This window comes from Streptomyces sp. AC555_RSS877 (assembly GCF_019049245.1).
Lineage (GTDB): Bacteria > Actinomycetota > Actinomycetes > Streptomycetales > Streptomycetaceae > Streptomyces.
Genome location: NZ_JAGMUK010000079.1, coordinates 83,476 through 102,862 on the forward strand (window position 1 = coordinate 83,476; position 19,387 = coordinate 102,862).

Annotated in this window: 17 protein-coding genes; 8 read left to right on the forward strand and 9 right to left on the reverse strand. The window is 71.9% G+C overall.

Annotated features, from left to right (window positions below; all coding sequences use genetic code 11):
- Window position 1: 1 nt before the first annotated feature.
- From KUM49_RS32155 to KUM49_RS32165, 3 genes are all read left to right on the forward strand, one after another.
- The gene (locus tag KUM49_RS32155; RefSeq protein WP_217240482.1) at window positions 2-1,417 is read left to right on the forward strand and encodes an NAD(P)/FAD-dependent oxidoreductase; all 1,416 of its coding nucleotides are present in this window, start codon (window positions 2-4) and stop codon (window positions 1,415-1,417) included.
- A 328-nt stretch (window positions 1,418-1,745) separates the two neighbouring features.
- Window positions 1,746-2,372, forward strand: a complete 627-nt coding sequence (locus KUM49_RS32160) for a hypothetical protein (protein WP_217240483.1) — start codon at window positions 1,746-1,748, stop codon at window positions 2,370-2,372.
- 154 nt (window positions 2,373-2,526) lie between these two features.
- Window positions 2,527-2,742, forward strand: a complete 216-nt coding sequence (locus KUM49_RS32165) for a substrate-binding domain-containing protein (protein WP_302185515.1) — start codon at window positions 2,527-2,529, stop codon at window positions 2,740-2,742.
- A 402-nt stretch (window positions 2,743-3,144) separates the two neighbouring features.
- Here KUM49_RS32165 and KUM49_RS32170 read toward each other — a convergent pair whose 3' ends face one another.
- From KUM49_RS32170 to KUM49_RS32180, 3 genes are all read right to left on the reverse strand, one after another.
- Window positions 3,145-3,564: a roadblock/LC7 domain-containing protein gene (locus tag KUM49_RS32170; protein ID WP_217240484.1), complete on the reverse strand. Its 420-nt coding sequence runs from the start codon at window positions 3,562-3,564 to the stop codon at window positions 3,145-3,147.
- Window positions 3,565-3,573: 9 nt separating this feature from the next.
- Entirely contained in the window at window positions 3,574-5,463 is a 1,890-nt protein-coding gene (locus KUM49_RS32175) for a nitrate- and nitrite sensing domain-containing protein (protein ID WP_217240485.1), read from the reverse strand.
- A 274-nt stretch (window positions 5,464-5,737) separates the two neighbouring features.
- Window positions 5,738-7,528, reverse strand: a complete 1,791-nt coding sequence (locus tag KUM49_RS32180) for a protein kinase (protein WP_308406842.1) — start codon at window positions 7,526-7,528, stop codon at window positions 5,738-5,740.
- A gap of 298 nt (window positions 7,529-7,826) precedes the next feature.
- Here KUM49_RS32180 and KUM49_RS32185 point away from each other — a divergent pair, with 298 nt between their 5' ends.
- Together KUM49_RS32185 and KUM49_RS32190 are read left to right on the forward strand one after the other, a co-directional pair.
- Window positions 7,827-8,690, forward strand: a complete 864-nt coding sequence (locus KUM49_RS32185) for a DUF6424 family protein (protein WP_254402105.1) — start codon at window positions 7,827-7,829, stop codon at window positions 8,688-8,690.
- A gap of 12 nt (window positions 8,691-8,702) precedes the next feature.
- The gene (locus KUM49_RS32190; RefSeq protein WP_217240486.1) at window positions 8,703-9,824 is read left to right on the forward strand and encodes a DUF2235 domain-containing protein; all 1,122 of its coding nucleotides are present in this window, start codon (window positions 8,703-8,705) and stop codon (window positions 9,822-9,824) included.
- A gap of 29 nt (window positions 9,825-9,853) precedes the next feature.
- On the opposite strand, the gene KUM49_RS32195 is transcribed toward KUM49_RS32190, so the two are convergent.
- Window positions 9,854-10,726: an LLM class flavin-dependent oxidoreductase gene (locus KUM49_RS32195; RefSeq protein ID WP_217240487.1), complete on the reverse strand. Its 873-nt coding sequence runs from the start codon at window positions 10,724-10,726 to the stop codon at window positions 9,854-9,856.
- 96 nt (window positions 10,727-10,822) lie between these two features.
- The gene (locus tag KUM49_RS32200) at window positions 10,823-11,512 is read right to left on the reverse strand and encodes an ANTAR domain-containing response regulator (RefSeq protein WP_217240488.1); all 690 of its coding nucleotides are present in this window, start codon (window positions 11,510-11,512) and stop codon (window positions 10,823-10,825) included.
- Between the two features lie 153 nt (window positions 11,513-11,665).
- On the opposite strand from KUM49_RS32200, the gene KUM49_RS32205 reads away from it, so the two are divergent.
- Both KUM49_RS32205 and KUM49_RS32210 read left to right on the forward strand, forming a co-directional pair.
- A complete protein-coding gene (locus tag KUM49_RS32205) occupies window positions 11,666-12,055 on the forward strand; it encodes an STAS domain-containing protein (RefSeq protein ID WP_217240489.1) in 390 nt (129 codons plus the stop codon).
- On the forward strand, window positions 12,052-12,993 hold the full coding sequence (locus KUM49_RS32210; protein WP_217240490.1) for an anti-sigma factor RsbA family regulatory protein: 942 nt from the start codon (window positions 12,052-12,054) through the stop codon (window positions 12,991-12,993). Before KUM49_RS32205 ends, KUM49_RS32210 begins: the two co-directional genes overlap by 4 nt.
- Window positions 12,994-13,039: 46 nt before the next feature.
- Here the strand turns inward: KUM49_RS32210 and KUM49_RS32215 are convergent, their stop codons facing one another.
- The 4 genes from KUM49_RS32215 to KUM49_RS32230 all read right to left on the reverse strand — a co-directional run bounded on the left by KUM49_RS32215 (window position 13,040) and on the right by KUM49_RS32230 (window position 18,435).
- On the reverse strand, window positions 13,040-14,077 hold the full coding sequence (locus tag KUM49_RS32215) for a rod shape-determining protein (RefSeq protein ID WP_217240491.1): 1,038 nt from the start codon (window positions 14,075-14,077) through the stop codon (window positions 13,040-13,042).
- A 138-nt stretch (window positions 14,078-14,215) separates the two neighbouring features.
- Window positions 14,216-15,565: a carboxyl transferase domain-containing protein gene (locus tag KUM49_RS32220; protein ID WP_217240492.1), complete on the reverse strand. Its 1,350-nt coding sequence runs from the start codon at window positions 15,563-15,565 to the stop codon at window positions 14,216-14,218.
- Window positions 15,558-17,006, reverse strand: a complete 1,449-nt coding sequence (locus KUM49_RS32225; protein WP_217240493.1) for an acyl-CoA synthetase — start codon at window positions 17,004-17,006, stop codon at window positions 15,558-15,560. The genes KUM49_RS32220 and KUM49_RS32225 overlap by 8 nt, the downstream gene beginning before the upstream one ends.
- Window positions 17,007-17,058: 52 nt before the next feature.
- Entirely contained in the window at window positions 17,059-18,435 is a 1,377-nt protein-coding gene (locus tag KUM49_RS32230; RefSeq protein WP_217240494.1) for an SLC13 family permease, read from the reverse strand.
- Between the two features lie 239 nt (window positions 18,436-18,674).
- Between KUM49_RS32230 and KUM49_RS32235 the strand changes: the two genes are divergently transcribed.
- Window positions 18,675-19,382, forward strand: coding sequence for a FadR/GntR family transcriptional regulator (locus KUM49_RS32235; RefSeq protein ID WP_217240682.1), 708 nt, complete (start codon window positions 18,675-18,677; stop codon window positions 19,380-19,382).
- Window positions 19,383-19,387: the final 5 nt, after the last annotated feature.

The following is a 19,387-nucleotide window of genomic DNA, read 5'->3' on the forward strand; positions in this document are numbered from 1 at the left end:
CATGAGCACAGCGACCGTGGTGGGCGCCGGACCCAACGGTCTGGCCGCGGCCGTCGCCCTGGCCAGGGCAGGCGTACGGGTCACGGTGCTGGAGGCGGCCGACCAGATCGGCGGCGGCACCCGCTCCGGTGAGGCGCTCGTGCCGGGTCTGCTGCACGACCACTGCTCGGCCGTCCACCCCATGGCCGTCGGCTCGTCGTTCCTGAACGAGCTCAACCTCGACCACTACGGGTTGCGGTGGGCGTGGCCGGAGATCGACTGCGTGCATCCGCTGGACGGCGGCTCGGCCGGGGTGCTGCACCGTTCGGTGACCGAGACCGCCGCCGGTCTCGGCGCCGACGGACGGGCCTGGCGTCGACTGTTCGAGGGGCCCTCAGCGGCGTACGACACCATCGCTGACGACATCATGGGCCCGCTCATGCGCCTTCCCCGACATCCTGTCCGCCTCGCCCGCTTCGGCATACCGGCACTCGCCCCCGCGTCGCTGCTGGCGAAGGCGTTCAAGACCGAAGAGGCCAGAGCGCTGTGGGGCGGAGTCGCCGCGCACGCCTTCCGCCCACTGGAGCGGCCGCTCAGCGCGAGCATCGGGCTGGGCATCCTCACCGCGGGTCACCGCTACGGCTGGGCGGTCGCCGAGGGAGGCTCACGCCGCATCACCGACGCCATGGCGGCACTTCTGCTCGACCTCGGGGGGAAGATCGAGACGGGGATACGTGTGCGGTCGCTCGCCCAGCTTCCGCCCGCGGCCGTGACCGTATGGGACGTGGCGCCCACAGCCCTGGCCGACATCCTCGGCGAACTGCTGCCGCCACGGATAGCCCGCGCCTACCGGCGCTACCGGTACGGACCGGGCGCGTTCAAGGTCGATTTCGCGGTCGAGGGCGGAGTCCCGTGGCGGGCCGAGGCGGCGCGGCGGGCCGGGACCGTGCACGTCGGCGGCACGTACGCCGAGATCGCGGCCACCGAGCGGGACATCCATGCCGGACGGATGCCCGAGAGACCGTTCGTCCTGGTCGGGCAGCAGTACCTGGCGGACGCGTCGCGGTCCGTCGGCGACGTCCACCCCGTGTGGTCCTACGCCCATGTCCCGAACGGCTACACCGGTGACGCCACCGCGGCGATCATCGCGCAGATCGAGCGATTCGCACCCGGCTTCCGCGACCGGATCATCGGCACCGCGGTACGCACCACGCCCGGCTTTGCCGAGTACAACCCCAACTACGTCGGTGGCAACATCATGACCGGCGCCAAGGACATCCCCCAACTCGTACTCGGCCCACGCCCCACCCTGCAGCCCTACGACACCGGGGTCCCCGGCCACTACCTGTGCTCCGCGGCCACCCCACCTGGCCCCGGCGCACACGGAATGTGCGGCGCACATGCCGCCGAACGAGCACTGCGCCACCTAGGTGGTTGATCAGCGACGACCCCTCTTGTCGACGAGTACCCGCTGGGTAGCCGGCTTCCGCGCCATCGAGGTTGTGGTGGACCCATCCGGCTGGTGCTCGCACTCGAGCGAGGCGGACGGCGTTGGTGCTCGGCCGGCCGGTCGGCGTGTACAGGGCGTGCGCGGCTCTACCTCTGGGAAATCCATCGAAAGTGCCGCAGCCCGGAAGCCCGACGGGCAGACCCGGATCAGGGAGATGCGCAGCCATCTCGCCTCCCGTCCTGGAGGGGGGCACGATACTAAGAAATACTCTCCCTTCAGGTACTTCTGGGTGCCCGGGAGCGATCAGTGAGGCGTCATGATCGGTAACCTTCCTGACCCGTCAGCCACCGAGTTGATGGCCCTCTCCGCGGCGACAGCGGAGCGGGCGGCTCCTTTCTGTCGAGTATTCGGATCGGAGGAGCAGAACAGCTGGGTCGAGTCCGGCCTGGAACTCGCGTGGCAAATGGCTGCCGGCCATGACGTCGCGGACGACTGCTCGGCCCTCCTGGATTCTCTCGTCGAAGACAGTGAGTGTGAATTCGAAGATGCGGACCCCACAGCGCATCCCGGGTTCCATGCCGAGCAGGCCGTTGGTCTCGTCGGAGAGGCGCTGGCTGTTTCGTTGAGGCCCTCCATCGACCGGATCGAAACCGGATTCAGGACGATGCGAACGCTTCTTTCGATGGTTGACTTCAAACTCTCGGGAGAGAAGCCGATCATTGTGCGAAGCGGGGAGCCCCGGCCGCTTCCTGGGCCGCTCGTCCAGCGTGAGCTGGATGCTCGGGAGCAGGTGCTTGCCATCCTGCTGCGGGAGCGAGGCGTTGCGGAAGGTGAACGAGATCTGCGATCGACGTTGATCGAGCTGCGCGACCTTACGGGTGAGTTCTCCACCGATGTGACAGCATCTTTGGAGGATTTCTCCGAGGCCAATAACTGGAGCTGATCAGTCGCTGCTCTCAAGTTCCTGAGTTGAAATGGAGTGCGGCGGCCCTGCCGGAATTCGGTGGGGCCGCCGCTCTCCTGTGTGCAGTGTTGCCGAGGCCGTGCTGGGTGAGTTGGTTGTGCCGTCTGTATGACGCGGCGAGCGAACAGCGGGCCTGCGCATCCCCGACGACCTGTCCGTCATCGGCGTCGACGACCACCCCGTGGCCGAGCTGACCGACCTGACGACCGTCCGGCAACCGGTGCGGGAGCAAGGGGAGTTGGCCGGGCGGATGCTGCTGAGCATCCTGGGCGGGGAGGAGACTGAACACGACGTGGTCGTACCGACGCAACTCGTCATTTGTGGCAGCACTGCACCGCCACGGTCCTGAGCGGCACGGCGGCAACCAGCACGATCTCCTGCACGTGGGCGTTTCGCTTCTATCGCCTTTGGGGGCAGGGCGCCAGCAGATTGCTGGACGGTCATGCTCAGGGTTCGACGATGAGGACTCGCATTTTCGTGCGTGGCCGCCGGCTTGGAGCCGCTGCCTCGCCAGTGGGAGTCCGGGTCGCAGCTGCCCTCAGTGGAGGACTTCGAGTGGAGCCCCCGATCTGTCCGGTACTGCGCCGGACCGGGCAGTGGCCGGACCTCTCGTCAGCGTCTCCGACGGCACCTCCCGGGCCCGGTGACACCACCCCCAGGTCATCCGTTCGACAGGGGGACACAGTCATGCCGGGCCCGGAGGCCAGCGGCCCTCTTGCAGGACCGCGAAGAACATGACCGGGGCGCGGGCTCAATGCCTCCCGGGCGGCATCTGTCGGTGTTCACCGACGAGCTGCGGGGTGAGCAGGGTGCCGGCGCGGTCGGCGAGGACGGCCATCTCGTAGCCGACGAGTCCGATGTCGCAGCCCTCCTCGGCGAGGATGCCGAGGCAGGAGCCGTCGCGCATGTGGTTGACCATCATGAAGCCGTCGACCATCTCGATCATGACGAGCTTCATCCCGCGGAAGCCGTACGTGTCGGCGGCGTTCTGGGTGAGGGACACGATGCCGGACACCAGGGCGGACAGGTGGTCGGCGAGATCGCGGCTGAGGCCTTCGGAGGCTGCGATGAGAAGGCCGTCGGAGGACACGGCGACCGCGTGGGTGACGCCGTCGGCGGTGCGGACGAAGTCGGAGATGAGCCAGGCCAGGTTCTGGTGAGCGGGGTTCACGGGCCGTTCCTATCTGGCTTCGGCGCGCGCGACGCCCGACCGGAAGCCGTTGAGCATGGAGGAGACGTACTGTTGCCGGTCCGGCGGTGGCGCCTCGTCGGGGGCGAGCACCCGGGCGGGGAGGGTGACGAGAGCGGACACGCCCCCGCCGGGAGTGTCGGAGAGCAGGACCTCGACGCCGAGGCGGCGGGCCAGACGGCCGACGACGTAGTGGCCGAGGTAGCGGGTGGGGGCGACGAGGAACGCTTCCTCCCCGGTGATGCGGGCGTTGGCGCGAGCGAGGTCCTCGGGGGACATGCCGACGCCGTGGTCGACCACGGCGATGGAGTAGTCGTCGTCGTCCGCCCAGCCGTGGATGTTCACGGGCTGCTCGGGCGGGGAGAACGTGAGGGCGTTCTCGATGAGTTCGGCGAGCAGGTGGGAGAGTTCGGCGACGGCTCGGCCACTGATCCGGCGGGGCTCGATGTCGGCTATGGCGACCCGTCGGTACTGCTCGACCTCGCCCAGGGCGGACTGCACGAGTTCGAGGCTGCCGGCGGTCACGCTGCTGAACTGCGGACTGCGTTCGTCGACGAGGACGAGCAGGCTCTCGGCGTTGCGGCGCATACGGGTCGCGAGGTGGTCGAGTTCGAAGAGCTCGGCGAGCGCCTCGGGGTCGAGTTCCTGCTGTTCGAGGGCCGTGATGAGGCTCAGCTGACGGCGCACGAGTCCCTGGTTGCGGCGGCCGAGGTTGGCGAGGGACTCGGTGGTGTTGCGGCGCAGTACGGCCTGCTCGGTGGCCAGGCCGACCGCGGTGCGCTCGACGCCCCGCAGGGCGGTGACGACCCTGGTGATCTCCCGCGTGCCGCTGGACAGCGGCTCGTCCTCGTCGGCCGGGGTGGACTTCCCGGCCTGGATACGCGCCACGGTCTCGGGCAGACGGCGCTCGGCGACGTCGTCGGCCTCGCGGGCGAGCGCGTCCAGGGGTCTGGTGATGGAGCGGCCGGCGAACATCGCGGCGGCGATGAGGGCGGCGGTCACCAGGACGCCCAGGAGCAGGTAGCCGGTCAGGGCGGAGGCGGCCTTGTCGCTGATGGTCCTGGCACGGGCCTGGACGTCGGTGTCGACCCGCTGCTCCGCCCGGTACACGGTGGTGTCGATGCGGAGCATGTCGCTGCTGTACTTCCGCGTGTCGACGTCGATCCGCGATCCGTCGGAGGCGTTGAGAGCGGTCTTCTCGACGGCGCTGACGCGATCGGACATGGTCGAGGAGAACATGTTCCTGACGGCGTCGCCCTGGGACGGGGTGGCGAGCCTGAAGAAGCGGGCCATGGCGGAGATGCGGGTCGCCCGCGTCGAGACGTAGTCGAGGTACTCCGTCCCCCGGAAGCGGCCCGCGGCCAGCACCCCGCTGAGCAGGCTGACTTCCTGGCTGCCTGCTTCCTTCGTCTCGGCGAGGGCCTCCAGGGCGGACAGGTACTGGAGCAGCTGCCGGTCGCCGCCGGTGGCCTCGTCGGTGGCGGGGTCGGCGGCGTTGAGCGCGCCGACCACCTTGGTGTAGTACGCCTGGGTCTTCTTCCGGTCGGCTGTGCCCGAGTCCACGGTGTCCCGGACCGCCGTGAGCTGCCCGAAGCGGCTCGTCGCGGCGGCCACGACGGGCTCGTCGCCCAGCTCACGGCGGAATGTGTCGACCTGCTCGCGGCTGCGGGTGAGCTGTGAGCGGTAGCTCCCGTCCTCGGCGACCAGGTTGGTGAAGGTGCGCTCTTCCTGCAGGTTGTGCACCAGGCCCTGGATGCGCAGGCTCACTCCGATGTGCGCCCGGGTGCTGCGCGCGTCCTGGTACGCCCGCAGATGGGTGTCGACGGCCAAGCCGACCATCACCAGCAGCAGGCACGTGGGTACGGCGAGGATGAGCGACATGCGCCCACGGATGGTGCGCCAGTCCCACGCGCCGCGGAGGTTCTGCGCCCTGCGGCCCCGGACGGATGGACCCACCCGCGACTCCCGCCCCGTCGACCTCACGAACCTTGTCATACGATCAGACGATAGCGAGCCACCTCCTCAAATGGATCAAAAGCAAGGTCTCTGTCACGTAACGCGTCGGCATCGGCCGAATCACCGCCAACGTGTCGAGACCGTGACCGATCGGGGAGCGCAGGCGGGCGCAGTTCAAGTCACCGGTGAACATCCGCTCTCACTCGGTGCTGCGGAGCGCCGCCCAGGTGTCGTGGCCCACGATGCCGTCGACGTCCAGCCGCCTGTCGCTCTGGAAGCTTCGTACCGCGGCGTCCGTTTCGGGGCCGAACTCGCCGTCCACGCCGCTGCCGCCCACGCCGTAACCGCGGTTCGTCAGCATGCACTGCACCTGCAGCACGCGCTTGCCGCTGTCCCCCTGGCTCGTGCGTCCGCTGCCGGAGTAGTGGGTGCAGTCGGAGATCCAGGGCGGGGTGGCCGGTTCGGGGGGTTCCGGGCTCGGGGACGCGGGGGTGTCGGCGGGGGCGCTGGGCTCGGTCGCCGGGGCGGCGGGATCGTTCGTGGGGCCGCCGTCGGCGGAGGCGGAGGCCACAGGGGACGAGGCGTTCCCGTCGGTGTGGGCGGCGCTGTCGGCAGTCCTGCCCGGCGAGCCGTCGGGGGAGGCCCCTTGCGGGGCGCCGGGCATCGACGAGGCGGCGGCGTCGCCGGGCACGGAGTTGGCGGAGGCCGTGGCGCCGGCGTCCGGACCGTGAGCGGTCGCGGGGGTGTCCTGGCGGGCGAACACGAAGGCGCCGGCGGCCACCGCGCAGAGGGTGATGACCGCGGCGACGGCCGGCACCCGATTTCTCCCTGCCCAGGCGCGGCCTCCGGTCGGGCGTGGCCGCTCCGGCGGTGTGACGGTGGTGAGGGCGGAAGAACCCGCCGTGACCGCCGCGGGCCCGAAACCCGGGGGAGCGGGCCTGCTCTCCGGGGCGGGCGGGGTGGGCACCGACCTCTGCGGCTCGCCCGCAGGGCGTGGGCGAGCCCTCCGTTCGGCCGGGAGGCGCTGCAGCGTTTCGTACGCCCGCTGCCGGGCCAGCACCCTGTCACCCAGCGGCTCGGCCCAGCCGGGCGGCCCGGCGTGTGGCGCGGCCGCGTCGACGAGGTCCTGGGGAGTGGGCCGCAGCTCGGGCTCCTTGGCCAGGCAGGCCGACAGCAGCGAGCCGAGAGCCGCGTCCGCCGCCCCGATCTCGCCGAGCAGCTTCGGGTCCGGCTCCTCGAACGCCACCCGGTGCATCACGTCGACACCCGTGCCGTCGCCGAACGGGGCACGTCCGGCCGCCGCGTAGATCAGCGTCCCGGCCAGCGAGAACACGTCCGACGCGGTGTCCGACAGGCCGGTCCTCAGGTGTTCCGGCGACATGTAGGCCGGAGTTCCCACGCGGTTGCCCGTGCCGGTGATCGAGCTCGCGTCCACGGCCTTCGAGATGCCGAAGTCGATCACATGCGCGCCCCGGACGGTCAGCAGGACGTTGGACGGTTTCAGGTCCCGGTGCACGATGCCCGCGGCGGCGAGGTCGGCGAGCGCCTGCCCCAGCTGCGCCGTCAGCCGCCAGACCGTGGCCGTCTCCAGGGCGCCGTCCTCCCGTACGGCCTCCGCCAGATCGAGCCCCGGGAGGTACTCGGTGGCCATCCACAGCAGCTCGTCCCGGAAGCCCGTGCCGCACAGTCTCGGGGTGTGCGGGGTGCGGAGCCGGTCGTGCACCAGTGCCTCACGCTCGAACCTGCGCCGGAAGCTGGCGTCTTCGGCGTACTCCGGCCTGATCACCTTCACCGCGACCAGGCCGGGGCTGTCGTCCACGGGGCGGGCCAGATAGACCCGTCCCATGCCGCCGCTGCCGAGCAGCGCCAGCGGCACATAGGGGCCGACCTGGTCCGGGTCGCCGGGGTTCAGCGGAGCGGCACCGGTCTGCCGGAGTGCGGAAGCCTCGCTCGTCGCCGTCTGAGGTGGTAACCGCCGATCTTCTGACACGGAACCCCCGAAATGATGTGCGCCGTACGCCAGTTCGCCAACGAGGAGACGAGGCTAACCCAGCCTGGGCGTGGGTTCAGGCCTTCGATCACTTCCGTCACGCGGGCCACACGGAGCGTCAGACGAACGACAGGTTCCGTGACCTCCGAGTCACCGTCGGGGCAGACGCCACCGCGAAACCCGGCTGACCTCCCTGTCTGCCCAGAAGTCGACGGTGCCGGGCGGCCGCTGCACGATGGAGACAGCGGCGCTCGGGCGCGGCGTAGCGTGCGGGGCCGCCGACCGAAGGAGGCCGGCCATGGCAGACGCCGGATCCGTGAGAACGACGGAGAGCGCAGGTCCGGGGGCCGGCGCGCTCCTGGAGGTGACCCACACCCATGGGGAGACCCGCCCCTGGGAGATCCACATCGTGAAGCATCCCAAGCGCTCCGAGTCCAGTCACTTCCGTGCCGCGAAGAAGGTGGCCAAGAAGATCCTCCAGGAGCTGAGCGGCGACGCGGCGCAGGCGCCGTACGGGGCCGGGCCCTGGGAGATGCACCACGGCGGCAGCCTCTGGGTCATGACGGGGAACGGCTGGCGGATGTACCGGGCCCGGGTCGGCATCGAGTGGAGCATGCAGTTCTGCGCCGACCCCGCGAAGGTCGAACGCCTCCGGCAGGAGGCCGCCGACCTCGTGGCAGCCTTCCCGTTCACGCTTCCGGCCCTGGAATCCCTCGGCTACAAGCGCGCCCGAGCCCTCCTGAGCACCCCCGTCACGGATGCCGACGGCGTCGAGGCCTGGACCGACGGGCTCTTCAACGCGTGCGTGCCGATGAGCACCCCCCACCACTCCGGGGTCCTGCCCAAGGCGGCCGGCGAACACCACTACCCCTGGCCGACCAAGTCCGCGGACTTCTTCAAGTTCGACGACTTCCAGCTGTGGGTCACCCTGCCCGACGGTACCCACGCCGGCGTCGCCCCGGTGGACCGCCGGGGTTCCGGTGACGGCCATGTGCGCATCGTCCACGCCCGGCACGGCACGCCGGCCGGGGACGCCCTGGCGGAGGCGCAGCGGCGCCGCATGATGGCCGTCGCCCCGCCGGACAGCCCCGTCGCCCTGGCGGCGTTCGAGCAGCAGATACCTCCCGGGGCGAGAAGCGCGTCCACCCCGTCCGTCGGATAGCGAGGAGCGGTCATGCCACGCAAGATCGTCGTCTGCCTCGACGGAACCGGCAACCAGGTCGGCGCCCGCAACCCCACCAACGTGGTCAAGCTGTACGAGATGCTGAAAGCCGACAGCCCCTCGGACCAGCTCCTCTACTACGACCCCGGCGTCGGCACCATGTCGTCCGCCACCGCGCGCGGGCCCCTCGCTCACCGGCTCTCCCGGCTCGGCGGCCTCGCCTTCGGGACCGGCCTCAGAACCAACCTCGCCGAGGCCTACACCTACCTGATGCGGCACTGGGAGCCCGGCGACTCCGTGTACGTCTTCGGATTCAGCCGCGGCGCCTACACGGCCCGCGCGCTCGTCGGGATGCTCAACAAGCCCGGCCTGATACGGCCCGGGGCGGAGAACCTCGTCCCCTACGCCGTGGCCAAGTACGCCTTCAACCAGGACATCGGCCGAAGCCAGCAGGAGGTCGCGCGCTTCTCGCACGCCTTCTGCCGGCACACCACCACCAACCCGCTGTGGGAGACGGTCAAGCGCAACGACCCGAAGCAGGTCTCGCGCTACGCCGTACCGGTCGCCTACCTGGGGCTCTGGGACACCGTCAAAGCGGCCGGCATCCTCCGCCTGGGCGATCTGCAGTGGCCCTACACCCGCTCCCTGCCCAACGCCGCCCGCATCCGGCACGCCGTGTCCCTCGACGAGAGGCGCCGCCCCTACCGCGAATACCTCGTCAAGCCCCGGCCGCAGCCGGTCCGGGACACGCTGGAGGAGGTCTGGTTCGCCGGGGTGCACTCCGATGTCGGCGGCACCTTCGACCACGCGAAGGGCGATCCCCTGCTCTCCGCCATCACCCTCAAGTGGATCGTCGACGGTGTCCGCCACGACCTGGACTTCCGGCGCGACGCGTACGGGGAGGCGACGGCGCTGAGCAAGGAGTTCGCCGACGCCCCCCTCCACCACAACGGCCCGCTCTGGTTCCTCGTCGGCAGGCGCTCCCGTGGTGTGCCCAAGGACGCGGTGTTCCACGCGAGCGTCCGCCTCCGGCGACAGCAGGATCCGGCGTACCGGCCCGGTCTGCCCGACCCGGACGACCTCGGGCGCTGGGCGGACCCCGACTGGACGGAACCGTTGCCGGAGCTGCCGTAGAAGGGGGGGCCGGGGAGCCCGCGGGGCCCTCAGCGACCGAGAGCCTCCAGTACGGCTTCGAGCTGCTGGAGCGGCTCGGGGCCGATGATGCGCAGGACGACGGTGTCCGCCCCGGCCGCTTGCAGTCCGTGGAGGTGCTCGGCGGCCTGCGTGGGCTTGCCGGACACGGTGAACACCTCTTCCCGCGGGCGGCCGAGCCAGGTGCCCTGGCCCTCGGTGTGCGGGTGCAGAGTCTGTGCCACCTGCTCGGGGTCCTCGCCCACGCAGCAGAAGGACAGCACCGTCAGGGTGTGGCCGGGCCCGGCTCCGCCCTTGGTGGTGAGCGCCCGGGTGTTCTCCAGGTCTCGCGGGCCGTGGCCCTCGGCGATCAGTGTGCCGTCCGCGACCCGGCCGGACAGTTCCAGCGAGCGGGGGCGGACCACGCCCGCGACCACGGGCGGCGGTTCGGCGGGCGGGTGCACCAACCGGACGCCGTCGAGCCGCACCTCCCGGCCCTCCAGCTCCACCCGTTCCCCGCGCAGCAGTGCGCGCACGGCGGTGATCGTCTCCTCCAGCAGGGCCAGCGGTGAACGCGGCGCGACGCCGACCGACACCATCCACTCCCGTACCCCGTGCCCGATCCCGGCCACGAGCCGTCCCGGGAACACCCGGGCCAGCGTCGCCAGTTCCATCGCCAGCAACGCCGGGCTGCGCAGCGGAGCCGGTGTGATGCCGATGCCCACCCGCAGGCGCTCCGTCGCGCCCAGCGCCACGGCCGCCGCCGACACCCCGCCGTTCCAGCCGAGGTCCTCGACCACCCACAGGTCGTCCACACCCAGCGCCTCGGCCTGCCGTGCGAATGCGGGCAGCCCTTCGGGGGCCCAGTCGCGGTCGTACATCACACCGATCCGAAGGTTCGTCATGTGACGGAACCTATGCTCCGGCCGAAGAACGGATCAAGACCGCACGACGGTTCCGGGGGCATGGGCACGGCGGGGAGCCGTAGTTGGCCGAGACCGCTACCGTCCGTGCCGTGTCGCTGCCGTGCGCAGGGCCGCGCGTACGTCCTCCGGGGGCGGCGGGCCGTCGGTGCCGGCGCTGGCGGTGACCGCCGCGGCGACCGTGCGGAGCTTGGTGTTGGAGAGCTGGGAGGCCTCGCGCAGGATGGTCCAGGCCTCGTCGGAGGTGCAGGCGTGGGTGGCCATCAGGATGCCGCGCGCCTGGTCGATCACGGGCCGGGAGGCGATCGCCTGGCGCAGCTGGGCGACCTCGTCCTGCAGCTGCTTCATCTGTTCCGCGCGTTCCAGGGCCACGGCCGAGTGGGCGGCCGGGTGGTGGAGTTCGGGAGCGGACTCGCCGTCCGGGGCGTGCAGCGGGTCCGTGGTGTCCAGACCGACCAGTTCCAGTATCCGGCGCGGCTGGCCGTCCCAGTTCACGGTCACGACCGCTATGCCCTGCCGGCGACCGTGGTCGCCGAGGGCCTCCAGGAAACCCAGCCCGGCCGTGTCCATGAAGAGCACCCCGGTCATGTCCAGCTCCAACCGGGTGATGCCGTCCGGAAGTTCGGCCAGGGTCTTCGCCAGGATGTCCGCGGATCCGTGGATGAGTTCCCCGCGCGGAACGAGCACCGCCCGGCCCGCGTCCACGCGGCTCTCGATCACCAGCGCCTTGAGCTGCTTCGCGAGAGGTGTGTGTGCCGCTGAGGTCATCTCCCCGCCTTGTTGGTCACCGACAGTTTTATGACGTTGCGTGCCCCCGTCCGCCGGGCCGGTACGGTGGGGTCCGGCGGCGCTGAATGAGCGCCTGCCCGCCGTACGGCGTACTACACACCGTCGTCAGGAATGTCGGGTGAGGTCCGGGGTATGGGCGCTTTCGTCCGGGAAGAACGGGGAGTCGGTGTGGGCATCCGGTACCTGGCACCTTCCGGAACCGCAGCCGCGGTCCCGGAACTGACGGTGTCCCCCCTGGCCGAGCGCAGTGGGCTGCGCGTGGCGGGCGAGGTCGGCCTGGCGACGCACGAGGTGTGGCGGCGCGTGCTGGAACAGGCCGTCCGTGAGGACGAGGATGTCTACTACCTGGAGCTGTCGTCCGTGACGTTCGTCGACGTGGCCGGAGCCGGTGCGCTCGCTGCCGCCGCCCAGCAACTCGGCGACGGCCGAAGGATAGTGCTGGATCAGCCGCCGCACACTCTGCGCCGCGTGCTGGAGATGTTCTGGCCCGACCTGCCGGCGATCGAGGTGTCGATGTCATGAGTGCCGCGGCCGAACTCTTCGAACCCTTCGTCCACCCCGCCCTCTTCTACGGCGACGAGCAGGAGTACCTGGCGGGCACGGTGTCCTTCGTGCGCGACGGCCTCGCCGCCGGTGACCCCGTGGCGGTCGCCGTGCCCGGTGAGAACCTCCGGCTGATCCGGGACGGCCTCGGCGCCGACGCCGACGCGGTACGGCTCCTGGACATGCGGGAGGCCGGGCGCAACCCCGGCCGGATCATCCCCGGCGTGCTGCGCGCCTTCGCCGACGCCCAGCCGCCCGGCCGACGGGTGCGGATCATCGGTGAGCCGATCTGGGCGGGCCGGTCGGAGACCGAGTACCCCGCCTGCGTCCAGCACGAAGCGCTCATCAACGCGGCCTTCCAGGGGCGCACGGTCAGCATCCTGTGTCCCTACGACGTCCGGCGCCTCGACCCGTTGGTCATCACCGACGCCTACGCCACCCACCCGACCGTCATCCACGGGGGCGCGGGGGCGGAGCAGGCCAGCGGGGCGTACGACCCCGAGGACGTCGTGGCCCGCTACAACGAGCCGCTGCCGCCCGTCGCCGACGTGCCGTCCTTCGCCTACGACACGGACACGCTCTCCCAGGCCCGGCACGTCGCCACGGACCTGGCCGGCCGGCTCGGTCTGACCGGTGTCCGCCTCCAGGACCTGGCGCTCGTCACCGCCGAGCTGACCACCAACAGCGTGGTCCACGGCGGCGGTTCGGGCACGCTGCGGGTGTGGGCCGACGACCGGTACGTGATCTGCGAGGTCCACGACAAGGGGCGCCTCACGGATCCCCTGGCGGGCCGCAGGCCGGCCGGCCGCGACCAGCGGGGAGGCCGGGGCCTGCTCATGGTCAACCTCGTCGCCGACCTCGTGCGGGTGCACACGGGTGTGGAGGGCACGCGGGTGCGGTGCTGGTTCGTCCGCTGACCTGCGCCTGCCGCGCCACCGTCGGACCGCTTCCGGCGGGGCCGGGTCAGGTGGCCAGCGGGTCCAGGACCAGCGGTTCGATCTTGCCTTCCAGCATGTAGCCGAGGCCCTGGGCGGCACACACGTCCGGCCGCTCGGCGATGTGCACCGGCATGCCCGTCGCGTTCCGCAGCATCTGGTCGAAGCCGGGCAGCAGGGCGCTTCCGCCGACCATCATGATCCCGCGGTCGGCGAGGTCGGCGACCAGGTCGGGCGGGCAGTTGCGCAGCACCCGGCCGATGCCGTCGAGTACGGCCGTCAGCGGGGTCTCGATCGCGTCGCGGACGGCGGCGGTGTCGACCTGGACGGAACGGGCCAGGCCGGTGGCCACGTCCCGTCCGTGGATCTCGGTGCGGGCCGGGCCGTGCGGGGTGAGGCCGTTGCCGGAGAGGGCGAGTTGCAGCGGCCGTACCGACTGGCTCGGCAGCATCAGCTCGTGTTCGTGGCGCAGGTGCTGCACGATCGCGTGGTCGACGGCCTCGCCGCCGACCGGGATGCGTTCGGCGGTGACGATCGAGCCGAGGGAGAGGACGGCCACCTGGGTGGCCGCGGCCCCGCACACCATGATCATGGTCGCCTCGGGCTGCTCGACGGGCAGTCCGCAGCCGACCGCGGCGGCGATCAGCGTGTCGACCAGCTCCACGCGGCGGACGCCGAGCCCGACGAGCGTCTCGATCGCGGCGCGCTGGGCCAGCGGGTCGGCGTCGTGCGGCGTGCAGGCGGCGGCCCGCAGCCGGGGCTTGCGGCGCAGGGCGCGGCGCATCTTGTCGCCGAGCAGGTGCCGCAGCATGCGCTGGGCCATCTCGATGTCGACGACCGTGCCGCCGGAGACGGGCCTGACCACACGGATGTAGTCCGGCGTACGGCCCGTCATCTTCTCCGCGAACTCGCCGACCGCGATCAGCGCGCCGGTACGGGTGTTCACGGCGGCCGCGGACGGCTGGTCGACGACCAGCCCGGCCCCCTTCACGTACACCCGCGTCCTCGCCGCACCCAGGTCGACGGCGAAGTGACAGCGGCGCAGCTGCTCCAGACTGGCGGTCATGGCAGGTCCTCCCGAGAGCACAGACCGTGGGCCGCCGGGTGGTGGCCTCTTAGGCATCGTGCGGCGGCGGGGGAGGGGGCGCGCCTTGTGGTGGGCCGGGTGGGGTGCCGCTGAACGGGGGTTTGTGAGCCGGTGTCGTTACGGACGGTGCTCGAGGTTGTCGCGTGATACATGCCGGACCACGCCCAGTTCCGCCAAGTCCTGTGGACGGATGCGGAGTTGGTCCGCCGTCGCCTCGACCTCCTCCGGGGTTCGCTTCAGGATCGCCGCCGCCAGTTCGGGAGCGATGACCGAGAAGTAGCTGTCCGGCGTGGCCCAGGTGTTGCCGGGTGCCGCCAGGGCCAGTGCGCCGCCCGAGCCGCCCTCGCCGATCAGCAGCGTGGTGACCGGGGTGCGGGCGGCGGCCACCGCGCCGAACAGGTCCGCGATCGCGGCGCCCGCGCCCTGCCGTTCGGCGTCGGCGTCATTGGCCGCGCCGGGGGTGTCCACCAGGGTGAGCACCGGGATGCCGAGCCGGTCCGCGAGGCGGATCAGGCGGGCGGCGGTGCGGTAGCCCGCCGGGCGGGTCGCCGTGCCGGTCTGGGCGGCGTAGGCGACCGTACGGCCATCGTGCTCGCCGAAGCCGCACAGCATGCCGTCGGGGTCGGTGCCGCCGCAGCGGTCGCCGTTGATCGCCACCCGGTGGGCGAAGTAGGTGTCCAAGTAGCGTTCCGCGCGCGGGCGTCGGGGGGAGCGGGCGCGCTGGACCGCGGCCCAGCCCGTGGCCGGGAGGTCCGTCGTGCCGAGGGGCGGGGGGACCGGGGCGGGGGCGGCCGACCGGCTCGTCAGCAGCCTCAGCCACCGGCCCAGCGTGTGGCGCAGGTCCTCCGGTCGTACGACCGCGTCGGCCGCGCCTGCCGCGACCTGCGCCTCGGCTGTGTACGCCGCCGGGTCCGCGTCCGGCGGCCGCACCCGGGAGCCCGCGAAGCCGACCTGCGCGCCCGGCAGCGCGAGGACCACGTCGGCGCCCGCGCCCAGCGTGGCCCAGCCGCCGCCGGTGGTCGGGTCCCGCAGGACCGCGATCTGCGGCAGCCCCGCCTGACTGGTGAGCGCCGACTGACGGGCCACGCGCTGGAGTTGGGTGAGGGCGAGCATGCCCTCCTGCATGCGGCTGCCGCCGGTCGCCGTCAACGGCACCACCGGCAACCGGTGTTCGCGGGCGTGCGTGTACGCCGCCTCCAGCCGGTCGCCGGTGCGCTCGCCGAGCGAGCCGCCCAGGAAGCCGAACTCGAACGCGATCAGCACCGCCCGGGTGCCCTCCACGTGCCCGGTCCCGCCAACGACGGACTCCTGCTCGCCGGTCCGTTCGGCGGCACGGGCGCGCGAGGCGTCGTAGCCCTGCCAGGCGAGCGGGCCGTCGGGCTCGGCGGGCGGCTCGGGGTAAGGGAGTTCGGTGAAGTCGTCGGTGACGGCGGCGAGGATCTCGCGCGCCGTCGGACGGTCAGTCACGGGTCAGCGCCCGCTTCATGATCTTCCCCATGTCGTTGCGGGGGAGGGAGGCCAGGTGGTGGATCACCCGGGGACGCTTGTGCGGGGCGAGGCGGCTCGCCACGTGGTCCGCCAGCTCGGCGTCCGCCGGGGGTGATTCCGGGTCCGTCGGCACGATCCACGCCACGATCCGCTCGCCGAGGTCGGCGTCCGGCTCGCCGGTGACCGCGGCCTCCCGCACCCCGGGATGTTCCAGCAGCGAGTTCTCGATCTCGCCTGCCCCGATCTTGTAGCCCCCGCTCTTGATCAGGTCGGTGGCCTTGCGGCCGACGATGCGGACATAGCCGTCCGGGTCGCGCACGGCCATGTCCCCGGTGCGGAACCAGCCGTCGGCGGTGAACGCGGCGGCCGTGGCGTCCGGCCGGTTGAGGTACTCCGTGAACAGGTTCGGGCCGCGCACCTGGATCTCGCCGACGCTCTCGCCGTCGTACGACGTGATCGGCGTCCCGTCCTCCTCCACGAGCCGCAGCTCGACGCCCGGCAGCGGTACGCCGACCGTGCCCGCGCGTGGCTCGCCGTCCGCCCGGACGCTCGTGTTCATGAGTGTCTCCGTCATGCCGTACCGCTCGATGACGCGCTGTCCCGTCACGGTCGTGATCCGCTCGTGGTCGTGCACGGGCAGCGCGGCGGAGCCGGAGACGAGCAGCCGCGCCCGGCCCAGCGCCTTGGCCAGCGCGGGGTCGTCGGGAAGAGCCTCCGCGATGCGGTGGTACATCGTCGGGACGCCGAACAGCATGGTCGCGCCGTCGTTCAGCTCGCGCGTCACGCCCTCGGTGGCGAACCGGCCCAGGTGGCGGACCGATCCGCCGCGCCGCAGCGGGCCGAGGATCCCCAGGACCAGGCCGTGGACGTGGAACAGCGGCAGCCCGTGCACGAGCACGTCGTCGCCGGTCCACTGCCAGGCGTCGGCGAGGGCGTCCAGGGTGGCGGCGATCGCCCGGCGGGGGATGACGGCCCCCTTGGGCGGGCCGGTGGTGCCGGAGGTGTAGACGACCAGGGCGGGGTCGTCGCCCACGGGCGCCTCGCCGTGGGGGACGGGTCCGGTGGCCCGCACGTCGACGTCGACGCGAGTCAGATCCCGCAGGGGAGGCGGGAGTTCGTCACCGGGCGCGGCGAGCACCAGGGTGGGTGCGCTGTCGGCCAGGATGTGCCCGAGTTCCTTCTCCCCGGACTTCGGGTTGAGCGGCACGGCGGCGACACCGGCCTCCAGTGCCGCCACCACCGCGACGGCGGTCTCCAGCGCCGGGGTCGCCCAGACGGCGACCCGGCCCGCCCCGCCGATCCGTGCCGCGAGGGCACCGGAGGCGGCGCCGAGCTCGCCGTACGTCAGGGACCGGTCGCCGAACCGCAGGGCGGCTCGCCCCGCCGGGCCGGCCGTCAGGGCCGGGAAGAGAGAGGACACGCGTCGTACTCCTTAACTGTTCACTGTCACTGCCTGGTGCCGTCTGTCGGTCCTACCCCCAGCCCGGCACGACCATCACCAGCCACGCCACCGCGGGGACCACCGCCACCACGATCCCTCCGTAGATCATCAACTGCCGGAAGAAACGCTCGCGGTCGACGTCCGGCGCCGCGGCCAGGACCAGCGCGCCGTTCGTCGAGAACGGGCTCACGTCCACCACCGTCGCCGACACCGCGAGCGCCGCCACCATGCCGACCGCCCCGATCTCGCCCTGCGCGAGGAACGGCACGGCGAGCGGGATCAGCGCGCCCATGATCCCGACGGAGGAGGCGAACGCGGACACGAGCGCGCCGATGTAGCAGAGCAGGACGGCCGCCAGCAACGGGACACCGATGCCGCCGACGCCCTCGCCGGCCCACGTGATGGTGCCCATCTCGTCCAGGACACCGACGTACGTGAGGACACCGCAGATCAGCAGCACCGTCGACCAGGCGATCTGGCCGACCGCCGCGCGGCTGTCCTCGGGCCAGGCGGCGCTCAGCAGGACGGCGAGGGTGATCGCGGTCAGACCGGCGTCGAGGTCGAGGGCGAGCACGGCGACGACGAGGGCGACCAGTGCGGTGAGGGTGGCGATCCGGGCGGGGTTGAGGCGGGTGGTGCCGGGAGCGCCGGGGGTGCCCGTGGTGCCGGGGTGGGCTTCGACGGCGGTGGCGGTGCCGGAGGGGCTGGTGCCGTCGCCGGTCCTGGCGGACGGGCGGGGACCGGTACCGCCCTCCGGCAGGTCGCCCTCGCCGGGGCCCGCGTCCGGCGCGACCGCCCCCCGCGCCCACAGCTTGAGCCCGCCGAACAGGACGAAGACGACCCCCGCGATGATCAGGTTGGCGATCAGGGAGGCGAGGAACAGGGCGATCTCGTTGCCCGGCAGCTTCTCGCGCTCGACGATGCCGTTGACGATCGTGCCGTAGATGCTGATCGGCGAGAAGCCGCCGCCCTGGGCGCCGTGCACCACCATCGCGCCCATCAGCAGCGGACTGATCCCGTAGCGGGCGGCGAAGCTGAGCGCGATCGGCGCCACGATCGCGACCGCGGCCGGGCTGACCGCGCCGATCGCGGTGAGCGCGCCGGTGAGGAAGAACATCACCCAGGGGATCAGCGCGACGCGTCCCCTCACGAGCCGGATGGACGCGTGGACCAGCCAGTCGGTGGTGCCGTTGGCCCGCGCGATGGCGAAGAGGTAGGTGACGCCGACGAGCACGACGAACAGGTCGCCGGGAAAACCGGCGAAGATGCCGTCCGCGTCGAGGCCGGCGACGAGCTCGCCGACCGCGAAGGCGGCGGCGAAGGCGAGCGCGCCCATGTTGACGGAACGGGTGGTGGCGATGACGAACACCACGACGAGCACGAGGATCGAGATGAGTTCGGGGGACATACGGGCTCCCGTCTTTGGGTCCCGGAGCGGTTGCGGGGGTACTTCGGGCTACTTCGGTGTACTTGGCGGTGCGTCGGGCGAGTGGTCGAGTGGCTGAGCCACTTTGGCCGGTTGGCTGGTTAGCGTGGGCGCCCGGCGGACCGCCGTCAAGGGGTCGCGCACGAATTGGCTCAGCCACTCGGCCACCGAAGGGCCCGGTGTTAGGCTCCCGAGGAGAGGGGGACCCCGTGACCGAGCCCGTGACCGGCGCCCTGCGCCCCATGACCAGACAGCGCCTGTACGAGCAGGTGCTCGACCGGCTGCGTGAGTACGTCACCGAGGGCGGCCTGAAGGCCGGCGACCGCCTCCCGCCCGAGCGTGACCTGGCCCAGCGGCTGGGTGTCAGCCGGGCCTCGGTCAAGCAGGCGATCGTGGTCCTGGAGGTCCAGGGCCTGGTGGAGGCGCGGCACGGCGGCGGGACGTACCTGGTCCGCGACAGCCTGGACGTCGAACCCGTCGAGAGGATGGTCGAGCGCCGCCGACGCCTCCCGGACGTCCTGGACGCCCGCGAGGCCCTGGAGACCAAGCTCGCCGAACTGGCCGCCGAGCGCGGCACGGAGGACGACCTCGCGGCGATGCGGGCGGCACTCGCCCACATGGCCGAGGAGATCGACGCGGGCGGTCACGGCACCGAGGGCGACCGGCTCTTCCACGCGGCGGTCACCGCGGCCGCCCACAGCAGCCTCCTCGCCGAGTTCATGCGCTCCATCGCCGACCAGATCGCCGAGAGCCGCACCGAGTCCCTGCGCCAGCCCCACCGGCCCCACCGCTCGCTAGCCCAGCATCAGGCGATCCTCGACGCCATCGCCGCCGGGCAGCCGAAGCAGGCGGCCGCCGCGATGCGCCGCCATGTGCGCACGGTCGCGAAGGTCCGCCTGCTCGACTGGGAGCCGGACGAGGAGCGGTAGGACCG

Coding starts and splice junctions, on each gene's coding strand:
- KUM49_RS32210 (WP_217240490.1), top strand. CDS start 12,052: ATGAGTGCCGCGGCCGAACTCTTCGAACCCTTCGTCCACCCCGCCCTC.
- KUM49_RS32205 (WP_217240489.1), top strand. CDS start 11,666: ATGGGCGCTTTCGTCCGGGAAGAACGGGGAGTCGGTGTGGGCATCCGG.
- KUM49_RS32160 (WP_217240483.1), top strand. CDS start 1,746: ATGATCGGTAACCTTCCTGACCCGTCAGCCACCGAGTTGATGGCCCTC.
- KUM49_RS32155 (WP_217240482.1), top strand. CDS start 2: ATGAGCACAGCGACCGTGGTGGGCGCCGGACCCAACGGTCTGGCCGCG.
- KUM49_RS32195 (WP_217240487.1), bottom strand. CDS start 10,726: ATGACGAACCTTCGGATCGGTGTGATGTACGACCGCGACTGGGCCCCC.
- KUM49_RS32190 (WP_217240486.1), top strand. CDS start 8,703: ATGCCACGCAAGATCGTCGTCTGCCTCGACGGAACCGGCAACCAGGTC.
- KUM49_RS32215 (WP_217240491.1), bottom strand. CDS start 14,077: ATGACCGCCAGTCTGGAGCAGCTGCGCCGCTGTCACTTCGCCGTCGAC.
- KUM49_RS32185 (WP_254402105.1), top strand. CDS start 7,827: ATGGCAGACGCCGGATCCGTGAGAACGACGGAGAGCGCAGGTCCGGGG.
- KUM49_RS32230 (WP_217240494.1), bottom strand. CDS start 18,435: ATGTCCCCCGAACTCATCTCGATCCTCGTGCTCGTCGTGGTGTTCGTC.
- KUM49_RS32175 (WP_217240485.1), bottom strand. CDS start 5,463: ATGTCGCTCATCCTCGCCGTACCCACGTGCCTGCTGCTGGTGATGGTC.
- KUM49_RS32200 (WP_217240488.1), bottom strand. CDS start 11,512: ATGACCTCAGCGGCACACACACCTCTCGCGAAGCAGCTCAAGGCGCTG.